The organism is Secundilactobacillus kimchicus JCM 15530 (assembly GCF_001433995.1).
GTDB classification, from domain to species: Bacteria; Bacillota; Bacilli; order Lactobacillales; family Lactobacillaceae; genus Secundilactobacillus; species Secundilactobacillus kimchicus.
Window position 1 is genome coordinate 105,572 of sequence record NZ_AZCX01000004.1, and the last position, 19,935, is coordinate 125,506.

General features: G+C 47.0%; 19 protein-coding genes. 15 read left to right on the plus strand and 4 right to left on the minus strand.

The window, feature by feature from the left end; genetic code table 11:
* The first annotated feature begins 18 nt into the window (after positions 1–18).
* From FC96_RS06690 to smpB, 5 genes are all read left to right on the plus strand, one after another.
* The gene (locus FC96_RS06690; protein WP_056942460.1) at positions 19–1,563 is read left to right on the plus strand and encodes a ClC family H(+)/Cl(-) exchange transporter; all 1,545 of its coding nucleotides are present in this window, start codon (positions 19–21) and stop codon (positions 1,561–1,563) included.
* 89 nt (positions 1,564–1,652) lie between these two features.
* The gene (gene secG, locus FC96_RS06695) at positions 1,653–1,889 is read left to right on the plus strand and encodes a preprotein translocase subunit SecG (RefSeq protein ID WP_054660651.1); all 237 of its coding nucleotides are present in this window, start codon (positions 1,653–1,655) and stop codon (positions 1,887–1,889) included.
* 73 nt (positions 1,890–1,962) lie between these two features.
* Positions 1,963–2,709 carry an alpha/beta hydrolase gene (locus FC96_RS06700; protein WP_054660653.1) on the plus strand — a complete coding sequence of 249 codons (747 nt, stop codon included), beginning with the start codon at positions 1,963–1,965 and terminating at the stop codon, positions 2,707–2,709.
* Between the two features lie 18 nt (positions 2,710–2,727).
* Positions 2,728–5,091: a ribonuclease R gene (gene rnr, locus FC96_RS06705; protein WP_056942461.1), complete on the plus strand. Its 2,364-nt coding sequence runs from the start codon at positions 2,728–2,730 to the stop codon at positions 5,089–5,091.
* Between the two features lie 17 nt (positions 5,092–5,108).
* Positions 5,109–5,579 carry an SsrA-binding protein SmpB gene (smpB, locus tag FC96_RS06710; RefSeq protein ID WP_056942462.1) on the plus strand — a complete coding sequence of 157 codons (471 nt, stop codon included), beginning with the start codon at positions 5,109–5,111 and terminating at the stop codon, positions 5,577–5,579.
* A 61-nt stretch (positions 5,580–5,640) separates the two neighbouring features.
* Here smpB and FC96_RS06715 read toward each other — a convergent pair whose 3' ends face one another.
* Complete coding sequence (locus FC96_RS06715; protein WP_056942463.1) at positions 5,641–6,219, minus strand: LURP-one-related/scramblase family protein; 579 nt, start codon at positions 6,217–6,219, stop codon at positions 5,641–5,643.
* Positions 6,220–6,352: 133 nt separating this feature from the next.
* Here FC96_RS06715 and FC96_RS06720 point away from each other — a divergent pair, with 133 nt between their 5' ends.
* The 4 genes from FC96_RS06720 (at position 6,353) to FC96_RS06735 (ending at position 9,141) form a co-directional block, all read left to right on the plus strand.
* Positions 6,353–7,057: a uracil-DNA glycosylase gene (locus tag FC96_RS06720; RefSeq protein ID WP_054660657.1), complete on the plus strand. Its 705-nt coding sequence runs from the start codon at positions 6,353–6,355 to the stop codon at positions 7,055–7,057.
* 55 nt (positions 7,058–7,112) lie between these two features.
* Complete coding sequence (gene pta / locus FC96_RS06725; RefSeq protein ID WP_056942464.1) at positions 7,113–8,096, plus strand: phosphate acetyltransferase; 984 nt, start codon at positions 7,113–7,115, stop codon at positions 8,094–8,096.
* A 66-nt stretch (positions 8,097–8,162) separates the two neighbouring features.
* Positions 8,163–8,648, plus strand: a complete 486-nt coding sequence (gene tsaE / locus FC96_RS06730) for a tRNA (adenosine(37)-N6)-threonylcarbamoyltransferase complex ATPase subunit type 1 TsaE (RefSeq protein ID WP_054660659.1) — start codon at positions 8,163–8,165, stop codon at positions 8,646–8,648.
* Entirely contained in the window at positions 8,638–9,141 is a 504-nt protein-coding gene (locus tag FC96_RS06735; protein ID WP_056942465.1) for a GNAT family N-acetyltransferase, read from the plus strand. Before tsaE ends, FC96_RS06735 begins: the two co-directional genes overlap by 11 nt.
* Positions 9,142–9,251: 110 nt before the next feature.
* On the opposite strand, the gene FC96_RS06740 is transcribed toward FC96_RS06735, so the two are convergent.
* A complete protein-coding gene (locus tag FC96_RS06740) occupies positions 9,252–9,791 on the minus strand; it encodes a 3'-5' exonuclease (protein WP_056942466.1) in 540 nt (179 codons plus the stop codon).
* A gap of 58 nt (positions 9,792–9,849) precedes the next feature.
* Entirely contained in the window at positions 9,850–10,614 is a 765-nt protein-coding gene (locus FC96_RS06745; RefSeq protein WP_056942467.1) for an exodeoxyribonuclease III, read from the minus strand.
* A gap of 127 nt (positions 10,615–10,741) precedes the next feature.
* Here FC96_RS06745 and murB point away from each other — a divergent pair, with 127 nt between their 5' ends.
* Both murB and FC96_RS06755 read left to right on the plus strand, forming a co-directional pair.
* Entirely contained in the window at positions 10,742–11,650 is a 909-nt protein-coding gene (murB, locus tag FC96_RS06750; protein WP_056942468.1) for a UDP-N-acetylmuramate dehydrogenase, read from the plus strand.
* An 18-nt stretch (positions 11,651–11,668) separates the two neighbouring features.
* A complete protein-coding gene (locus FC96_RS06755) occupies positions 11,669–13,786 on the plus strand; it encodes a cation:proton antiporter (RefSeq protein WP_056942469.1) in 2,118 nt (705 codons plus the stop codon).
* A gap of 27 nt (positions 13,787–13,813) precedes the next feature.
* Here the strand turns inward: FC96_RS06755 and FC96_RS06760 are convergent, their stop codons facing one another.
* Positions 13,814–14,500 carry a DUF1361 domain-containing protein gene (locus tag FC96_RS06760; RefSeq protein WP_054660663.1) on the minus strand — a complete coding sequence of 229 codons (687 nt, stop codon included), beginning with the start codon at positions 14,498–14,500 and terminating at the stop codon, positions 13,814–13,816.
* A 173-nt stretch (positions 14,501–14,673) separates the two neighbouring features.
* Between FC96_RS06760 and cdaA the strand changes: the two genes are divergently transcribed.
* The 4 genes from cdaA to glmS all read left to right on the plus strand — a co-directional run bounded on the left by cdaA (position 14,674) and on the right by glmS (position 19,903).
* Positions 14,674–15,528, plus strand: a complete 855-nt coding sequence (gene cdaA / locus FC96_RS06765; RefSeq protein ID WP_056942470.1) for a diadenylate cyclase CdaA — start codon at positions 14,674–14,676, stop codon at positions 15,526–15,528.
* Entirely contained in the window at positions 15,525–16,496 is a 972-nt protein-coding gene (locus tag FC96_RS06770) for a CdaR family protein (RefSeq protein WP_056942471.1), read from the plus strand. The genes cdaA and FC96_RS06770 overlap by 4 nt, the downstream gene beginning before the upstream one ends.
* Before the next feature lie 28 nt (positions 16,497–16,524).
* Complete coding sequence (gene glmM, locus FC96_RS06775; RefSeq protein ID WP_056942472.1) at positions 16,525–17,877, plus strand: phosphoglucosamine mutase; 1,353 nt, start codon at positions 16,525–16,527, stop codon at positions 17,875–17,877.
* 208 nt (positions 17,878–18,085) lie between these two features.
* Positions 18,086–19,903: a glutamine--fructose-6-phosphate transaminase (isomerizing) gene (gene glmS / locus FC96_RS06780; protein WP_054660665.1), complete on the plus strand. Its 1,818-nt coding sequence runs from the start codon at positions 18,086–18,088 to the stop codon at positions 19,901–19,903.
* Positions 19,904–19,935: the final 32 nt, after the last annotated feature.

Consider the following 19,935-nt stretch of genomic DNA (forward strand, 5'->3'; position numbering starts at 1 on the left):
ACGTTTAGTAAGGGATCGATGAAGATGAAACAAGAACAACTGAGACAACACGATTGGTCAAGGCCAATTGCGGTGGCCCGAGCAGCTGGGGTCGGCATTTTAGCTGGTGGTGTTGTTGGCTGCTTTCGGTTCGTGATTCAACTTGGACTATCACAGGTTCAGTATTTTTTTGGCCTGGCACACCAAAGACCATGGTTGTTGCTTGTTTGGATGGTAGTCGGGGTGGTCATTACGCTCATTGTCGGCCGCTGGATGAAGCAGGTTCCTGAAATTAAAGGATCAGGAATACCGGAAGTTGAAGGTCAGCTGATGGGTGCCTTAGATTACAAATGGTGGCCTGTCTTATGGCGAAAATTTGCCGGTGGTATTCTGGGTATCGGCAGCGGCCTATTTTTGGGTCGTGAAGGTCCCTCGATTCAGTTGGGGGCTACGATTGGTCAAGGGTTTGCTGCCAGTCAGCGACTGGCTGGCACAGATCGCCGACTTATGATTGCAAGTGGAGCGGCCGCTGGATTGGCAGCCGCTTTCAACGCCCCCATTGCAAGCTCGTTGTTTGTCTTGGAGGAGGTTTACCACAATTTTTCAACGATGGTTTGGATTACAGCGTTGACCAGTGCAGTCTGTTCCAATTTTGTCTCAACTGTTTTATTTGGATTAAAACCCGTTTTGTACATGCCCTATGGCCATATGTTTGGCATGAAGAGCTACTGGGTTTTAATTTTGTTGGGATTGTTTCTTGGTGTGCTCGGGCGACTCTATCAAGTTGTTTTACTTCGAGTAGGTGACTGGTATGCGAAAATACCAGGTTTGCCAAGTCAGTACCACGCCATTGTGGCCTTTTTACTAATGATGCCCATTGCGTGGTGGTTGCCCCAGACCTTAGGTGGCGGAAATGCCATCATTGTGGGCTTTAACCACCTCATGCCAGGGGCCTTGTCCCTGCTAGGATTGTTTGTTTTACGCTTTGTTTTTTCAATGGTATCGTATGGGACTGGGTTACCTGGAGGTATCTTTCTGCCAATTTTAACGTTGGGAGCCATTTTAGGTGGTCTTTTTGGTCAGGTGATGGTGTCACTTCATCTGATAGCACCAAGTTATTTACCAGACTTTATTATTGTTGCAATGGCAGGGTACTTTGCGGGAATCAGTAAGGCGCCATTTACTGCCATTTTACTCATTACCGAAATGGTCGGAACGTTGCAACATTTGATGCCGTTAGCGGTGGTGTCGTTGGTGGCCTACTTGACCGTTGATGGGTTAGGCGGTGCACCGATCTACGAAGCACTACTGGACCGAAAAGTTCGTCCAAGCATTCCGGGTTTGTTAGGGGCGACCGACCAAGTTGAAATGGCCGTCTTTGAAGGGTCTTCGATTGATGGCCTTCAGGTTCGCCAGGTGAACTGGCCAAAACATTCATTACTGACTGGTGTTCGCCGGGGCGGTAAAGTCTGGGTGCCTAATGGTGATACGATTCTTCATGCGGGCGATTTGATTGTTGTGACGGTTGACCGAAGTCAACGGGCAGATGTGTACCGTCACTTACAACTTTTAGCTCAGTCGTAAAGTTTTTCGTGTGGGTAGCATTTCAGCTTATTTTATGATAGATTGTATAGAGGTATTGTCAGAGACTTGAAACAATAGGAGGCAATTTCTTGTATAATTTACTCATTACAGGACTTTTAATTGACAGCGTATTGATTATCATTGCTGTGTTAATGCAACCTGCTAAACAAGATGACGCGATGTCTGCTCTAAGTGGTGGCCAGACCGATTTGTTCTCAAAACAAAAAGCCCGCGGCTTTGAAGCTTTCATGCAAAAAGCAACGGTTGTTTTGGGGGTTATTTTCTTTGTACTAGCGTTGGCGTTAGCCTACTTATCTTCACACTAGCAATTGGATCCTCCTGTGAACCTGCAGGAGGATTTTTCTGCTTAAATAAGGCAAACGAACAGGAGGTTAACCGATGATTCGCAGACCGGAACCATTTCTTTTTGAAGCGGGGCCACATGCCGTGATTTTGCTACATGCTTACGCGGGGAGTTCCAATGATGTGAGGCTCCTTGGCCGCAATCTTCAAAAGCTTGGATATACTGTTTATGCCCCGATGTTCACTGGTCATGCAACTGGCGAGCCAAAAGATATTTTGACAAAGGGATCGCCTGAACGGTGGTGGGAGGATACCCAAGCGGCAATTGCCCACCTTCGCGAGCGTGGCTACGCGCAAATCAGTATTTTTGGGTTATCATTAGGTGGTGTGTTCGCGACCCGGGCTTTAGAAGTTGATCCACAGCTGTTAGGCGGTGGTACTTTTAGTTCGCCAGTCGTGGCTAAACGGGCGAATAATTTAATTCCTGAGTTTCTTCGGTTAGCCAAGTTAACCTACAAAGCAGAAAAGGTAAGCGACACCGAAATTACGGCTAATTTGTCCTGGATTAATCAGCGGGTTCTCAGCCAAATTGAGGCAATCAGAGACTATTCAACAGTAGTTGCCCAAGAATTAGATCAGGTTCAAACGCCGTTTTTCATCGCCCAAGGTGGCGATGATGATTTAATCGATGCTCAAGATGCCAACCTACTTCGAGAACGGTTATTTGGCCGTTCGGTTTCGTTTCACTATTACGAGGGCGCTGGTCATGTGATTACGGTTAACAGTGCCAAAAAGCAACTTGAAGCAGATTTAGCAACATTTTTACCGACACTTTATCACTAAACAATTGAGGATATTAATTTGGAAGACAATAATTTAAAACAACAAATAGCGGATTTGCTTCGTGCTAATCCCGACACGACGTACCGAGTTGAAGACATCTCGGATGCTTTGCATTACCATGGATCGGCCGCCTTTAAGCTGATCGTTCAAGAACTCGCTCGATTAGAGCGCGAAAAAATTGTGTCAGTTACCGGCGAAGGTCAGTTTCATTTGGACCCTAAGGCTCGTGTGCTAACTGGTGTTTTTCACAGTAACGATAAGGGATTTGGCTTCGTAGCCTACGATGACGAATTGCCAGACGCTTACATTGCACCGGATAACACGATGATGGCTTTGAATCTGGATGAAGTTGAAATTGAAATCGTCCGTCCCGCTGATCCTAGGTCTGATAAGGGCCCTGAGGGAAAGGTCACTAAAATTGCCGAACATCACTATCACCAAGTTGTTGGGGAATTTTTACAAACGGACGATGACCACGGCTACCTTGGTCAGGTCCGATTAACGGATAAGAAGTTGTCTCGTTACAAGTTTTACGTAACAAACGTTGGTTTGAATCCAACGCCGGGTGAAGTTGTGACGGCTGAAATTACCGAATTCCCGAGTGCGGATCACCCACTAGCAATGGTTGGGATTGCCAAGCAAGTCATCGGTAGCGTTGACGACCCAGGTATTGATATTTTACAAATTGTCTATGCGCACGATATTCCGGCAGAATTCCCGGAAGATGTGATGCAAGAGGCAGATGCCATCCCAGATCACGTGACAGAACCCGAAATGGCAGGTCGTGAAGACATCACTGATCAAAATCTAGTGACGATTGATGGCGAATCCTCAAAGGACTTGGACGATGCTGTTACCGTTTGGAAATTGCCAAACGGTAACTATCACCTTGGCGTTCACATTGCGGATGTTTCCCACTACGTCCGTGAAGGCTCATTAATCGACCAAGAGGCGTTCAAACGCGGGACCAGTGTCTATCTGACAGACCGGGTTATCCCAATGTTGCCGCGACGGTTATCCAATGGTATTTGTTCACTCAACGAAGGGGTCTTGCGCCTTTGCATGAGCTGTGAGATGGAAATTGACGCGGAAGGTAATGTTGTTAAACACCGTATCCACCCAAGCGTGATGAAGTCTAAGGCTCGAATGACATATACCAACGTCAATAAGATCTTGGAAGCCCATGATGACGCAACCCGTCAACAATATGACGAATTAGTACCGATGTTTGAAGAGATGGCAGAGCTTCATAAAATTTTGTACAAGAGTCGCAAGCGGCGTGGTGCGATTGACTTTGACGACCGTGAGGCAGAAATTATCGTTGATGATAGTGGCCATGCGATTGACATTCAATTGCGAGTTCGCGGGTTAGCCGAGCGGATGATTGAATCATTTATGCTGGCTGCCAATGAGACAGTTGCTAAAAACTACTACGACGAAAAGGCGCCGTTCATTTACCGGGTCCACGAAACACCTGATGCGGAACGGGTTAAGAGCTTCTTCGAATTTCTGACAGCCTTCGGGGTTAACGTCAAGGGTGATCCGGCCCACTTACGACCAAAAATGCTCCAAAACGTGTTAAAACAGGTTGCTGGTAAGCCGGAAGAAGCCGTGGTGTCAGTGATGATGCTTCGGAGCTTGAAACAGGCTAAATACACGGACCAGTCGTTAGGGCACTTCGGGTTAGGGGCTAAGTATTATACCCACTTTACCTCGCCAATCCGGCGTTATCCTGATACGATGGTTCACCGGTTAATTCACTTTTACGAAGACAACGGCATTACGACTGACAGCAAGGCTCATTACGCTGATAGACTTGAAGAAATTGCCGTTCACTCGTCTGAGATGGAACGTCGAGCAATTGATGCGGAACGTGATACCGATGCGATGAAGAAGGCCGAGTACATGGCTGACCACATTGGTGAGGAGTTTGAAGCCGCTGTTAGTTCAGTGATGAAGTTTGGGATGTTTATCGAACTCCCTAACACGGTTGAAGGACTGATTCATATTAGCCGGATGAAGGATGACTATTACGAATACGTTGAAAAGTATTTGGCGCTCGTGGGTGCCAATACTCACCGGACGTATCGCATCGGCCAGGCCGTTAAAGTGAAAGTTATCAATGTGGATAAAGAACAAAGCCAAGTGGATTTTGATCTTGTGAATCCAGAAGAAGCACCCGTGTCTGACTTGTTACCCAAACGGGATCGCCAGAGTCGTGGCGGTAATCGGAATCAGGGTGGTCGGAACCGCAACGGTAATGGCGGTGGTCATCGCAATCAGGGAAACAACAGTCATCGACCAAGTAACAGCCGGAGTGGTAGTAACAGTAATAACCACCGGTCAAGCAATAATCGCAACCAACAATCACGCCACAAGTAAGAAGGGGTGAGGCGGCCATGGCCAAAAGAAAAGCACCAAATGATGCCAACGTTATGGCTCAAAACAAAAAGGCGCGCCACGATTATCAAATTCTTGAAACTTATGAGGCTGGGTTAGTTCTGACCGGGACCGAAATTAAATCAATTCGGGATCGGCGAATTAACCTGCAGGACGGTTTTGCCCAAATTCGAAACGGCGAGGCATGGCTGATGAACGTGCATATTAGCGAATATGCCCAAGGGAATCAGTTCAACCACGATCCGTTAAGAAATCGGAAACTCTTGCTCCACAAAAAAGAAATTGGCAAACTCGTTGGGGCCACCCAAGACAAAGGAATCACCATTGTCCCGTTAAGGGTGTACATTAAAAACGGGGTTGCAAAGGTGCTTTTGGGGGTTGCTAAAGGGAAGCACGAATACGATAAGCGTGAAACCATTAAGAAACGGGATCAGGATCGTCAAATAGCGCGAGCTTTGAAACACTATTAAAAAAGCGTCATAACCAACCTCTGGGAACCGATTAATTCCCGGAGCAAGGTTATGACGTTTTTTAATGTTTGATTCGGTCCGAAATACGATCCCAAACAAAATGGGCCCGTAACCCCTTAAAATCGGCTGTTCCGCCACCTGGGGCGAGTCGCCAACGGTTTGGAAACAGGGTTTTGACCAGGTTTCGGCGGTGGGCCCAGTGATCCAGGGTAGCCGCAACGCAGATGCAGACCGGTTCATCTTCTTGACGGGTGACCGATAATAAGCGCTGATCGCCGGCGGGATGGGATTCCATGATGAGCGATGTGCCGTGGTAGATCCGGTAGTTCCCACTGTTAAAATTACCCACTACGAGCCACCGTAAGGAGGACACGTAGATCATTTCGTTTAAAAAACCAACGTGTCGGGAGAGGGTTCCGACTTTTTGATTATGGAAATAAATGTCGAATTGAGGCCTAAGCCCCAAGGTTGTTTGTCTGAGTTCAGCTAATAAATCGCCGCTAATTTGATATAACGACAGCGCGTCTTGACGTCGGCCCCATTTTCCAATTAGTAAATAAACGGAGCGGTGATCAGCGTCACGGATGACGCTGGCGCCCTTAGCCGCTAAACTATGTTGCCCAATGTAAAGCGTGCGCATAATAGGTGCCTCCTATTTCGTCACAAAGTTTCTGAAATGTTCCAACACACAATCATTTTATCATGAAACCGCTAAATTTTCGCTAATGTTAATGAATAAAAGATATGTTAGAATAACCTTTGAGGTGTTGGGAATGAAACCGTTTATCCACAATGATTGGTGGGAGGTCTTAGAGCCTGAGTTTGAGAAAGCTTACTATCAAGATCTTCACAAATTTCTGGTGAATGAGTATCAAACAAAGCTGATTCATCCTGATATGTACCACATTTATGAAGCTTTTGAATGGACGCCATTTTCAAAGGTTAAAGTGGTCATTTTAGGTCAGGATCCGTACCACGAGCCTAACCAGGCGCATGGATTGAGTTTTTCGGTACTGCCCGGTGTGCAAATTCCGCCAAGCCTACAAAACATTTACAAGGAACTTAATAGCGATCTCGGAATTAAACCCGTAGCGCATGGTTACTTGGAAAAGTGGGCAAAGCAGGGGGTCTTGCTACTGAATTCAGTCTTGACGGTTCGTAATGGGCAAGCCTTTTCGCATAAGGGAAAGGGCTGGGAAGCGCTCACGGATGTGGCGATTCAAAAGCTGTCCGCGCGACCGGAGCCTGTTGTTTTCATTTTATGGGGGCGGTCAGCGCAGGCCAAAATCAAGTTGATTGATACGCAGACCAATATTGTGATTCAGTCAGCCCATCCAAGTCCGTTATCAGCTTACCGTGGGTTCTTTGGGTCAAAGCCGTTTTCCAAGACCAACATCGCATTAGAATCCATAGGAGAGACACCGATTGACTGGCAACTGCCAGAACAGGTATCGGTTGAACCAGATCCCAAGCATTAGTTTGTGGTTAGAGAATTGAAGAGAGGGAAATTCAATATAGCTGGAGGTCAGGAATTTGGAACTATTTGAGAGTTTAAAGCAGAAAATTAGTGGTCAAAACAAGACAATCGTTTTCCCCGAAGGTGAAGATGTCCGAATTATTGGCGCGGCCAGTCGGCTTGCCGCTGATGGGCTGGTTAAACCAATTCTTCTGGGTGACCAAGATAAGATTAAGCAGGTTGCTGCCGAGCATCAAATCGATATTTCAACACTTTCTATTAGTAACCCGTTAACGGTGCCAGAAGATGAAAAACAAAAATTACTGGATGCGCTCGTTGCCCGTCGCAAGGGGAAAAACACTCCCGAACAGGCTGCTGAAATGTTAAAGGATCCAAATTACTGGGGTACGATGCTGGTCTTCTTAGACGAAGCAGACGGCATGGTTTCCGGAGCCATTCATCCGACTGGGGATACGGTCCGCCCAGCTTTACAGATTATTAAGACCAAACCTGGGGTTAAACGAATCAGTGGCGCATTCATCATGCAAAAAGGCGACCAACGGTACGTTTTTGCCGATTGTGCCATCAATATTGAATTAGATGCCGAGGGTATGGCAGAAGTAGCTGTTGAAAGTGCGCATACCGCAAAGGTTTTCGACATCGATCCGAAGGTCGCTTTGTTAAGCTTCAGCACTAAGGGGTCGGCAAAAGGCGAGATGGTCACCAAGGTGGCAGATGCCACAAAGTTGGCTCAGGAGGCTGCACCAGACCTGCCAATTGACGGAGAACTACAATTTGACGCTGCATTTGTTTCTGAAGTCGGCGAGTTGAAGGCACCGGGTTCTAAGGTGGCAGGACACGCGAATGTCTTTGTTTTCCCTGAACTTCAATCTGGCAATATTGGCTATAAAATTGCGCAACGCTTCGGCGGGTTTGAAGCGATTGGGCCAATCTTACAAGGTCTGAACAAGCCGGTCTCTGATTTATCTCGTGGGGCCAACGAAGAAGACGTCTACAAAGTGGCGATTATCACTGCGGCTCAGGCGTTAGGAATTGATTAATAAATAGCGGAAGGGTCGGCATCGGTTATCGTTGTCGACTTTTGTGTTCATTAGTGAGGCGAAAGTATGAGTGAAACAATAACTGTCTCAACTCCCGAAGAAACGATGACCATTGGTCAAACATTAGCTGATCTCCTGCAAGCCAACGATCTGTTGTTATTAGATGGAGATTTAGGGGCTGGTAAAACGACATTTACGAAGGGGTTAGCCCTCGGTCTGGGGATTCATCGCAACATTAAAAGTCCAACGTTTACGATCATTCGTGAATATCAGGAGGGACGCCTTCCACTGTATCACATGGATGTTTACCGGCTTGAAGAGGGTGGCGGTGATGAGCTGGGCCTTGAAGAATATTTCAATGGCGATGGTGTTAGTGTGGTTGAGTGGTCGACATTTGTGGCCGATGAGTTGCCTGACGATTATTTAAAAATTTCATTTAAGCGACTTGATAACGAGGGCTCGACGATTCGCCAACTGCATTTTGAGGCCCATGGCGATCATTTTGAACAAGTACTAATGACCTTAATGGAGCGACTTAATCATGCAAAATAACGACGTGACCATTCGCGAAGCTGATCGTCGCGATGCTGCTCACTTAGCAACACTGCTTAGCCGGTTATCACAGGAGACAACGACGTTCACTATCGTTGGAGAGTCAGGCCAAGCCCTGGCCGAACAAGCTCAAGTGTTGGCACAGCTTGCGGACTCCAGTCATCATGCACTGTTTGTCGCTGGCGTAGGAGATCAACTTGTGGCGATTGCCAGTTTGAGTCCAACGACTGAAGCACCGGTTGCAGAATTAGGTGTTGCAGTTTTAAAAATGGCCTGGAATCAAGGCCTTGGGACGGCGATGGTGATGGCTAGTTTGGATTGGGCTGCTTTAAGCAGTCCTTACGAAATTGTGACGCTGACAGTCCAATTAAAAAATAAAGCGGCAATTCACATTTACGAAAAAATTGGGTTTACAACGGTGGCTCACAGTCAAGTGACCGATGCGTCTGGCCGCTCAGTTCCAGCGATGGAAATGCAGATTCGAGTGAAGTGAACGAGAACGGATCGCAATCAGTTGGGATGTTTAACAAAGCACCTTAGCTGAAAATAAAAATCGGCAAGTTCTGACCTCTGAGGAGAGTCAGAACTTGCCGATTTTTGCCATTATGATGCGATTGTTTTGACGAATGGTTTCAGCGAATCAGGACCAAACGTCGTCGCCTCAGCGAGTAAAATATTTGCACATGCCAGGGCGTCGTCCATTGCGTTATGATGGTGCTCAAGCGGAATGCCAAGCGAATCACAGAGCGTGTTTAGTTTGTGATTTGGTAATGTTGGGAAAAATTGGCGGCTTGTTTTAAGCGTGTCCAACGTGAGATAGTTAGGCGCCACAATATCATAATGAGTCAGCGTATTTTTTAACACGCTATTATCAAACGTCGCATTGTGAGCCACAACAAGTTGGTTGTCCGTGAAAAACGACCGGATGTGCGGCCAGACTTCTGGAAAGGTCGGGGCGTCAGCAACATCGCGCTCGTGGATACCATGAATTTCAACGTTTCGCCAGAAAAAGGGTGTCTGGGGATTGATCAACGTGTAAAATTCGTCGGCCACTTGGTTGTTACGAACGATTGTTAGGGCAAGTGAACAAGCAGAATACCGCTTGCCGCTTGCTGTTTCAAAATCCATGGCCACAAAGTTCAATTGAGGGCCTCCTTTTTTGTAACTGAATAGCCCTAGTTTATCATCTTTAAAGAGCGGGTCAAGCGTGTAAGTCTTGAACATCAAGTTCGATTGGACAATGGTCTGACCCAAGAATTTCACTGTGAATTTTAGCGGTCACTAAATTGTGGTCGATGGCTTGGCTAGTGATGAAATAGTCAATGCGCCAACCGGCGTTACGCTCCCGCGCGTTAAACCGGTAACTCCACCAAGAATACTGGTCCGTCACTTGGGGGTAGAAGTATCGGAAAGTATCCGTATAACCACGAGCAAGAAGCGCGCTGAAGCGGGCCCGTTCTTCATCAGTAAACCCGGCGTTCTTGTGGTTAGTCTGGGGATTTTTAAGATCGATTTCCTCGTGGGCGACATTTAAGTCACCGCATAAAATGACGGGTTTTGTCTGATCGAGTTGATCAAGGTAGTCCTGAAAGGCGGTTTCCCAAGCAAGTCGAAAATTAAGTCGTTTGAGGCCCGATCCCGAGTTGGGGGTGTAACTGGTGACTAAATAAAAATCATGGTATTCAAGGGTGATGACGCGGCCTTCGTGGTCGAATTCAGGGACGTCAATCCCGTAGTGGACAGACAGCGGGGGAACTTTTGTGAAGATGGCTGTCCCCGAATAGCCCTTGCGTTCTGCGTAGTTATAGAATTGTTCATATCCGGGCAACGATAGTTCAAGCTGCCCAGCTTGCATCTTAGTCTCTTGAATGCAGAAAAAATCTGCGTCCAGGGCGTTGAAGGTGTCGGTAAAATTCTTTTTGACAACGGCTCGAAGCCCGTTGACATTCCATGAGATAAATTTCATGCTCCCCATCCTTTCCTTGCACTAGCTTAAGTATAGCAAAATATTTAAGGTTGCCGGATTGAAAAGTCCAAATTCGCAGACGGGCATGGTAAAATGGTTTGTATGACAAAAGGAAAGGGATATCGATATGACGGAAACTGTACTCACGGCTTTTCCAAGCGTGAAAATCTTAAAAAACGAACCCTTAGCCCACTTTACAAATACTAAAACGGGCGGTTTAGCTGACTTTTTGGCTTTTCCAGAATCAGCCGAATCGGTTCAAGCGTTACTGAAGTTCGCAAACGCCAACGAGTTGCCGGTGACAGTCATCGGTAATGCGAGCAACCTAATCGTTCGCGATGGTGGAATTCGCGGTTTGACGCTAATCTTGACTCAAATGAATCAAATCAGTGTGTCGGAAACGACCGTTGTGGCGGATGCTGGGGCATCACTCATTGAAGTGACGAAGCAAGCCCAACAAGCAAGTTTAACGGGTCTCGAATTTGCGGCTGGCATTCCGGGAAGCGTTGGCGGCGCGATTTTTATGAATGCTGGGGCCTATGGTGGCGAGATTAGCATGGTTGCTGAGTCCGTCGTGGTTCTGACAAAGGAAGCAACTTTGAAAACGATTGAGAAATCAGAATTGGACTTTGGTTACCGGCAAAGCCGAGTTCAAGAGGAAGGCGACATTGTTTTAACCGCGACTTTTAAGCTCCAGCCTGGTGATGGCCAAGCAATTCAGGCTCAGATGGACGATTTGAACGCTAGACGAGCTGCTAAACAGCCTTTGGATCTCCCCTCATGCGGGAGTGTGTTTAAACGTCCAACGGGGTACTTCGCTGGAAAGCTAATTCATGATGCCGGCCTTCAGGGGTTTCAAATTGGGGGCGCGCAAGTGTCGATGAAACATGCCGGATTTATCGTTAACGTGGGCGACGCTACGGCAACCGATTATTTGAACGTGATTCACCACGTTCAAGAAGTGGTGTTCGATAAGTTTGGTGTGGCACTTGAAACCGAGGTTCGAATCATCGGCGATTCGATTCCAACACACTAGTGAAGGGGAGGACCATGTATGCCAATTATTGAAGCTGTGATCCTCCTGGTGGCCCTAGTGCTTGTGTCTAATATTTTGAGCCACTACCTGACATTCATTCCGGTCAGTCTGATTCAAGTGACGCTAGGATTAGTGGTGGCGCTTTTTTGGAACATTGAGATTGACTTGGATACGGACTGGTTCCTGCTGCTTTTTATTGCGCCATTGCTGTTCAACGATGGTCGCCGATTCCCCAAGCGGGAGCTATGGAAACTTAGGGGACCGATTTTTGCCAATGCCATCGGCCTGGTCTTTGTTACCACGATTGTGGGTGGGTATCTAATGTATCTGATGATTCCAAAGATGCCATTGACGGTGAGCTTTGCGGTTGCGGCTATTTTGTCGCCAACCGATCCGGTCGCTGTTCAGTCCATTTCAAAACGGGCTAATTTACCCGAAAATATTTTGCACCTCGTCAGTGGCGAAAGTTTAATTAATGATGCGTCTGGCCTAATTGCATTCAAATATGCGGTTGCGGCCACGGTCACCGGCGTGTTTTCACTGTCGGGCGCCGTTGGAGATTTCTTCTATATCAGTCTGGTCGGTCTCTTGTCAGGGTTTATTTTGCAGACCGTCGTCGAGTTGCTGCGTGATATTTTACGGCGACAAGGAATTAACGACGTGATTTTTAACACGGTGTTGCAACTGATAACGCCGTTCATTGTTTACGTCATTACCGAAGAAGTGGCCCACGCTTCAGGTGTTATTGCTGTGGTGACGGCGGGCGTCTTATCTCATGCGCACGAAAACCGGCTGGTTGAAGACCTGCCGGAATTGCGGTTGGTTACGGAAAAGACCTGGGACATTATTATTTATCTACTGAACGGGGTCGTGTTCTTGATTCTGGGAATCGAGCTGCCTTTGGCAACTACCAATATCATTAAAAGTACCCAGTTTAGTACGACTCAAGCCATTTTATACGCACTTGGCGCCTGGTTGATTCTGTTATTGATTCGGGTGGCCTGGATTTACTTGTATGAAGGTAGCGTCTACTTACGTCAACGAAAACGTAAGCCGAGTTTACGGGTCGCTTTGATGGCCGGACTTTCAGGAGTCCGTGGTGCGATTACAATGGCTGGGGTACTATCCCTACCGCTATTGACGGCAACTGGAAGTGCTTTTCCACAACGGTCACTGGCCTTATTCGTGGCGGCTGGCGTGATTATTATTAGTTTGGTAGCCGCTGTTATTTCGCTTCCCTTGGTTGCTCCGGACAATCCGATTCCGTTACGAACCCGTGCAAGCTTGAGTGATGAGGATGAAGAAGCTGATGATGCTGCGCTGGAACCAGCCACTACTGTCCGCAAAATGACGGAAGCGGAAGCTCGAATTTATATTATGCGGCTGGCCATCAATGCGATTGAAGAAAACCGCCGACAGGAAAACCAGCGGGCTGCTTATGACCTGATTTTAGACTATCAGTTCCTGATCCGGCGAATGGAGTTAAAGGTGAAAGATGATACGGAGATGCAACGGGTTTTAACCGACGAAATGCAACTTCGTACTATTGGTTTAGATGGTGAGCAAAGTGCCGTTGAACGGTTGTTTGAACACAATCAAATCTCGATGCAAAGTTACCGGTCGGCGTTACGTCGGATCGAACGGGCCCGCCAACGGCTGACCCAGGTTAGTGGTCGGACTGTCATTTCAACTTTAAAAAACTGGAACAAGTGGCTTCGGCAATTCGCACGACGTCTCATTTTGCGGTTAAGCCGGGCCAACCCGCATGACTTACAGGCAGAGTGGCAGTTAATTGACCGGGAAAGTTCTAAAGCCGCGATCAAGGCGTTGTCAAAACACTTGGCAGCCGATCCTCAAAAGACGGCCGAGTTAGACAAACAAGCAATCTACCACTTGGTCGTGTACTACCGAAACCGAATTGAAAGAACAAAACAAGCGAGTGCGAAGTTTCGTGAGAAGTATCAGCAACAGACGAATCGGCTTCGAATTCTGGCACTCGGCGCAGAACGAAGCGGCATTCAGTCGTTGCTTGAAGCGGGCAATATCCCGTGGCAAATGGCTTCCCGACTTCGGCAATACATTAACTACTCTGAAAACTTAATGATGATGACGGTTGATGATGGCGATCCAGATTAGCCATACTAAAAGAGACGAGGACGGGAATTAACCCGCCTTCGTCTCTTTTTGATTGCGATTATTTAACTGGGGCTGAGGTGTGGTAACCCGGTTAAATAGCCAATAAGCAATTAATTGAATCAACGTCATTAGGCCAACAAACATCAGCATTTTCGGCGTCCACATGGCCAGCAGGCGATGCAAAATTAAATCTGGACTGATGAACAGGTAGATTGTGTGAATGCGTTGAAAGCGACCGGCATAGATCCCAACGGAAGTTAGAAACGTCAGAAGAACAACCAATACTGACTGAGCGGTCCAACCACTTTTGAAGTACCGTTGGGCAATGGTCTGAGCCACGTGTCGAAGACTCCAAAAACCGAGGACCACGCAGAATAGGGTGCTGACAATAATAAACGTGAAGTAGATCCAAACGTGGACCGACATTGCCAGCAGTCCGTCTGTCGTATAGGCATTTAGCAGTGAAAGGTGGAATAAATCAGTCAGCAAGTAAGGCGCGTTTGGGTAGAAAAGTAGCCACACGACAACAATCGCCCAGAATAAGAAATGGTTTCGAGGTCGGTTAGCGCCGACGTGAAAACTAATTTCAATGGGTAGGTAGCCCAAAAAGGTATTCAGCAGTAAAAATGAAAATGGTGCCTTGGCGAACTGCCATAAAATTAGCATCCAAATCCCGAAAAACACGCGAATCTGCCACTGCGCAGATTGACGCATATTAGCGCCCCCTCTCTAAAGTTAATCTCTACCCTTGATACTAACAGATAGCGCCCTAGTTTGAGAAGCGTTTCGGTGGAATCGTGGCGTTTTTATAAACAATTGGAAAGCGGGTTAAAAGATGAATACCGCGTGCTATAATGAAGGGTGAATAGATTTTTGGAGGGAACTAAATGAACCTAGATTGGGGTAGCTTTTTAACCTGGCACAACCTGGCCAGTGTCATTGATATCTTAGTGGTCTGGTTTCTGTTCTACGAGTTGATTTTACTGATTCGAGGAACAAAAGCGGTTCAGCTTTTTCGGGGAATTGTGATCATCCTGGTGGTCAAGTTTCTGAGTGCCTGGTTAGGGTTGTCGACCCTTTCTTGGCTAATGGATCAGATTATTACTTGGGGCGTCATCGCCATGATTATCATTTTTCAGCCTGAAATTCGACGCGGATTGGAGCACTTAGGACGTGGGTCATTGTTTGTACGCAGTCGGCAGGTCAATGAAGCGGAAACCAAGTTGATTGATGCATTGGACAAAGCCATTCAGTACATGTCGAAACGGCGAATTGGGGCGTTGATTACCATTCAGATGGATACGGGTCTTGAGGATTACATCGAAACGGGGATTGACCTTGATGCAGAAGTTTCCGGGGAATTGTTAATTAATATTTTCATTCCTAATACGCCCCTCCATGATGGTGCAGTGATTATTCGAGATCATAAGATTGCGGTAGCCGCAGCTTACTTGCCGCTATCTGAGAGTAATTTAATTCCTAAGGAACTGGGGACCCGACACCGGGCCGCCGTTGGAATCTCAGAGGTCACGGATGCGTTGACGGTTGTTATTTCAGAAGAAACAGGGGAAGTTTCCGTCACGCAAAATAATGAGTTGTTGAGAAATATGACCCAAAATGATTATCTGAAATTTTTCCGTAATGAACTGATTCAAGAACATGAACCGGAAAATCGGAATATTTTTACCTGGTTGGTTGATAGTTTTGACCATCTCTTTCGTGGAGGAGGTGCCAAAAAATGAGCAACTTTTTCAACAGTAAATGGGTCTATCGGCTTTTATCCCTAATTCTTGCGGTAGGTTTGTTCTTGTTTGTCAACACAACGCAGTCTATGACGACCAGTCGTGGTGGAGAGTCGAATACCCGCTTGACAACCCTAACAGCCACCGAGCGAAAAACCGTTTCCGTTCAGTTGCGATTGAATGTGGATTCGGATAAATACTTTGTAACGGGTTATCCAGAAAGCGTCAAGGTTCACCTGAGCGGGCCGGCTTCGTTAGTCACGGCAACTGCGAATACACAAAATTTCCGGGTCTTCGCGGATCTTGGTTCTCTGGGGAAGGGAAAGCATACCGTCAAGTTGCAACAAGACGGGTTAAATAAAGAAATCAAAGCCACAATTGATCCAGCGACCATCACGGTTAATATTCAGCCGCGACAAACCGTCAGTTACCCGGTTAAGGTTAACTATGACAAGGGTAAAATTGCGGAAAATTACGAGGCTGGCACCCCGACAACGGATGTCACGAACGTTAAGGCGACCGGAGCTCAAAGTGAGATTGCACGAATTGACCGTGTTGTGGCCGAAATTAACGTGCCCCAAAACGCAAAGTCGACGGTTAATACTCAAGCTGTGATTGAAGCACTAGATAAGCAGGGCCGAACGGTTAACGTCATTTTGACGCCGTCGACAACCCAGGCCAGTTTGCCGGTTACGGCTAAGGGTCACTCTAAGCGAGTTGCGCTAGGCTTTCGAGCAAAGGGTGGTAGCGATGACCAAAATTATACGATTACAAGTCCGACGAAAAAGGTGCGGATCTTTGGGACAGAAACAGAGCTGGAGGCCATCGATAAAGTCACCATGGACGTTGATGTCAGCGACGTTAAGGATAAAAAGACCAAGACAATTAGTCTTGATCCAGACGACGAGGATGTTAACGGAATTGATCCAGCAAGCGTTAAAGTGACCATTACAGCAAAAACAAACTAACTTGTAAGAAGAAATGAGGATTAACTTTATGAAGTATTTTGGAACTGATGGGGTACGAGGCATTGCTAATCAAGAACTGACACCCGAGCTCGCTTTTCGATTAGGTCGAGCCGGTGGCTATGTACTGACGGAACACGCAGATAGCGCTGAGCGTCAACCCCAAGTGCTAGTGGCCCATGATACGCGAATCTCTGGTCAAATGTTGGAAGAAGCGCTAATTGCCGGGTTACTGTCAGTTGGAATCGAAGTCCTCCGGTTAGGTGTGATCACGACGCCTGCCGTTGCTTACTTGGTTCGTAATCAAGGTGCCGCAGCTGGGGTGATGATCACGGCCTCCCATAATCCGGTGGCGGACAATGGGATTAAGTTCTTCGGTGGCGACGGTTACAAGTTGTCTGATGACTTGGAAGAAGAAATTGAAACCCTACTTGATAAGACCGATGAACTGCCAAGACCGGCTGCACAGGGGCTTGGGGTTGTTGAAGATTATCAAGAAGGCAGTCAGAAGTATATCCAATTTTTGGAACAAACTATTTCTGATGATTTAACTGGCATGCACTTCACAATCGATTCAGCGAACGGGGCCACAAGTGGCCTCGTATCACGGTTATACGCTGACTTAGGTGCGGATTTTGATACGATGGCAACCTCACCGAACGGATTAAACATCAACGATGGCGTTGGATCAACACATCCAGAAGCGCTTCAAAAATATACCGTTGAACGTGGCGCCCAACTCGGGCTGGCCTTTGATGGCGACGGCGATCGTTGCATTGCCGTTGATGAAAAGGGTAACGTGATCAACGGGGATAAAATCATGTACATCTGTGGCAAGTACATGTCTGAACACGGTCGGTTAAAAAAGGATACCATTGTCACAACGGTGATGAGTAACCTTGGAATGTACAAGGCAATGGCAGCGCACGGCATGACCAGTGTCAAGACGAAGGTTGGCGATCGGTACGTCGTTGAAGAAATGCTTGCTGGCGGCTACAACCTCGGCGGTGAGCAGTCTGGCCACATTGTTTTCTTGGACTTCAATACAACTGGCGACGGCATGCTGACCAGTCTTCAACTCCTTCACATTATGAAGGAAACGGGTAAGAAGTTGTCCGAATTAGCCGAGGAAGTGAAAGACTATCCACAAGCGTTGGTCAATGTTAAAGTGGCGGATAAAAAAGCTGCGCTGGCGAACCCAGCAATTGCAGCCATCATTGATACCGTCGAAAAAGAGATGTCGGGCGATGGTCGAGTTCTTGTTCGCCCGAGCGGGACAGAGCCGCTCTTACGAGTGATGGCTGAAGCCCCGACTCAAGAGGCGGTCGACGGCTATGTTAATCGAATTGTAGAAGTTGTTAAAAAAGAAGTTGGCGTTGATTAAATGAAAATAGAAAAGCGGTTTTCAGCCATATTGGTTCTGAAAATCGCTTTTTTGTTACCTGGATTTTCCGCCAAAAACCCAAGTATACCAATTCGATAATTATCGTTGACAGTAACTATCAAACGCTGTAAAGTATACCTGTTAGTAAGATTAATAAGTGTTATAGTGTCTATACCAATTAATATAATGAAAATTAGAGGTTGAAAATATGTGTGGAATTGTTGGCGTTACGGGTAACGATAATGCAGTCAAAATTTTATTAGACGGGTTACAAAAGCTGGAATATCGGGGCTATGATTCAGCTGGGATTTACGTGAACGACCAGTCTGGTGAAGACTACCTGGTTAAGGAAAAGGGTCGCATCTCAGAACTAAAGCGTGAGGTGGGGCCTAGCGTCCATGGTTCGACTGGAATCGGTCATACCCGTTGGGCAACTCATGGGGTTGTGAGTGTGGATAATGCGCATCCTCAAGTTTCTCAAGACGGGCGCTTCTATCTGGTCCACAATGGTGTGATCGACAACTTCCAAGAAATCAAAAGTGAATATTTAAGTGACGTGCCATTCACTAGTCAAACTGATACCGAAGTTGTGGTTCAACTGATTGATAAGATTGCGACCGAAGAAAATTTGAATGCTCATGATGCGTTCATCAAAGCTTTACAGCTCCTGCATGGTTCTTCGTACGCGTTTTTACTGATGGATAAGCAGGAACCAGACACGTTGTTTGTTGCCAAAAACAAGAGTCCACTTTTAGTTGGGGTTGGCGATGGCTTTAACGTCGTCTGCTCAGACGCCTTAGCTATGTTACGTGAGACGCACGACTTTTTAGAGTTAGTGGATGGTGAAGTCGTAACGATCAAACCAGATGGTATCAAAATTGAAGACGCGGCGGGGAACGTGGTGCAACGTGATACGTTCCACGTTGACATGGACGCCGACGAAACAGACAAGGGCACTTACCCATTTTACATGCTGAAAGAAATTGACGAGCAGCCCAACGTGATGCGGCGCCTTGCGCAGGTTTACTTGTCAGAGACAGGAGCACCGGTGGTCAATGACGCGTTGTTGGCTTCAATGAAGAAGGCTGACCGCATTTACATTGTGGGTGCCGGTACGAGTTATCATGCAGGCTTAGTCGGAAAACGGTTATTTGAAAACCTAACCCAAACACCGACTGAAGTTCACATCTCTTCCGAATTTGCATACGAACAGCCGATCTTGTCGGAGAAGCCATTCTTCATTTTCCTTTCACAGAGTGGTGAAACGGCGGACAGCCGAGAAGTGTTAGTTAATGTCAACGCTGCTGGGCACGAGAGCTTAACGATTACCAACGTGCAGAATTCGACGTTGTCCCGAGAAGCAACCTACACCATGCTATTGCACGCGGGTCCCGAAATTGCGGTGGCTTCAACCAAGGCCTACACGGCTCAGATTGCGCTTCAGGCGATTTTGGCCAAAGCACTTGGTGAGGCTGATAAGCAGATTGTGGCCCAACGATTTGACATTCGTCAACAATTAGGATTGGTTGCCACTGGTATTCAAGCAATTGTGGACGAGAAAGACAAAATCGAAGCGCTGGTTAAGCAAAGCTTCTTGAAGACGCCAAATGCCTTTTACATTGGCCGGGGGCTCGATTGGGGCGTATCGCTGGAAGCAGCCTTGAAGTTAAAGGAAATTTCCTACGTGCAAGCAGAAGGCTTTGCATCTGGTGAACTGAAGCACGGAACGATTGCGTTAATTGAAGAAGGCACTCCAGTTATTGGGATTATTACCCAATCTAAGACTGCGGGCCTTACCCGATCAAACTTGCAAGAAACGATGGCTCGGGGCGCTAAGATCATCACAATTGTTTCTGAGAATTTAGCCAAGGATTCTGATGACATTGTTCTGGCAGATGTGGATGAGCTCATGACACCGCTGATTAGTGTTGTGCCAACGCAATTGCTGGCCTATTACACGAGTTTACTAAAGGGCCTGGACGTTGACCGGCCAAGAAACTTAGCCAAGAGTGTGACGGTCGAATAGTCGGCAGTCCTTCGATTCAAAACCGCTATAAA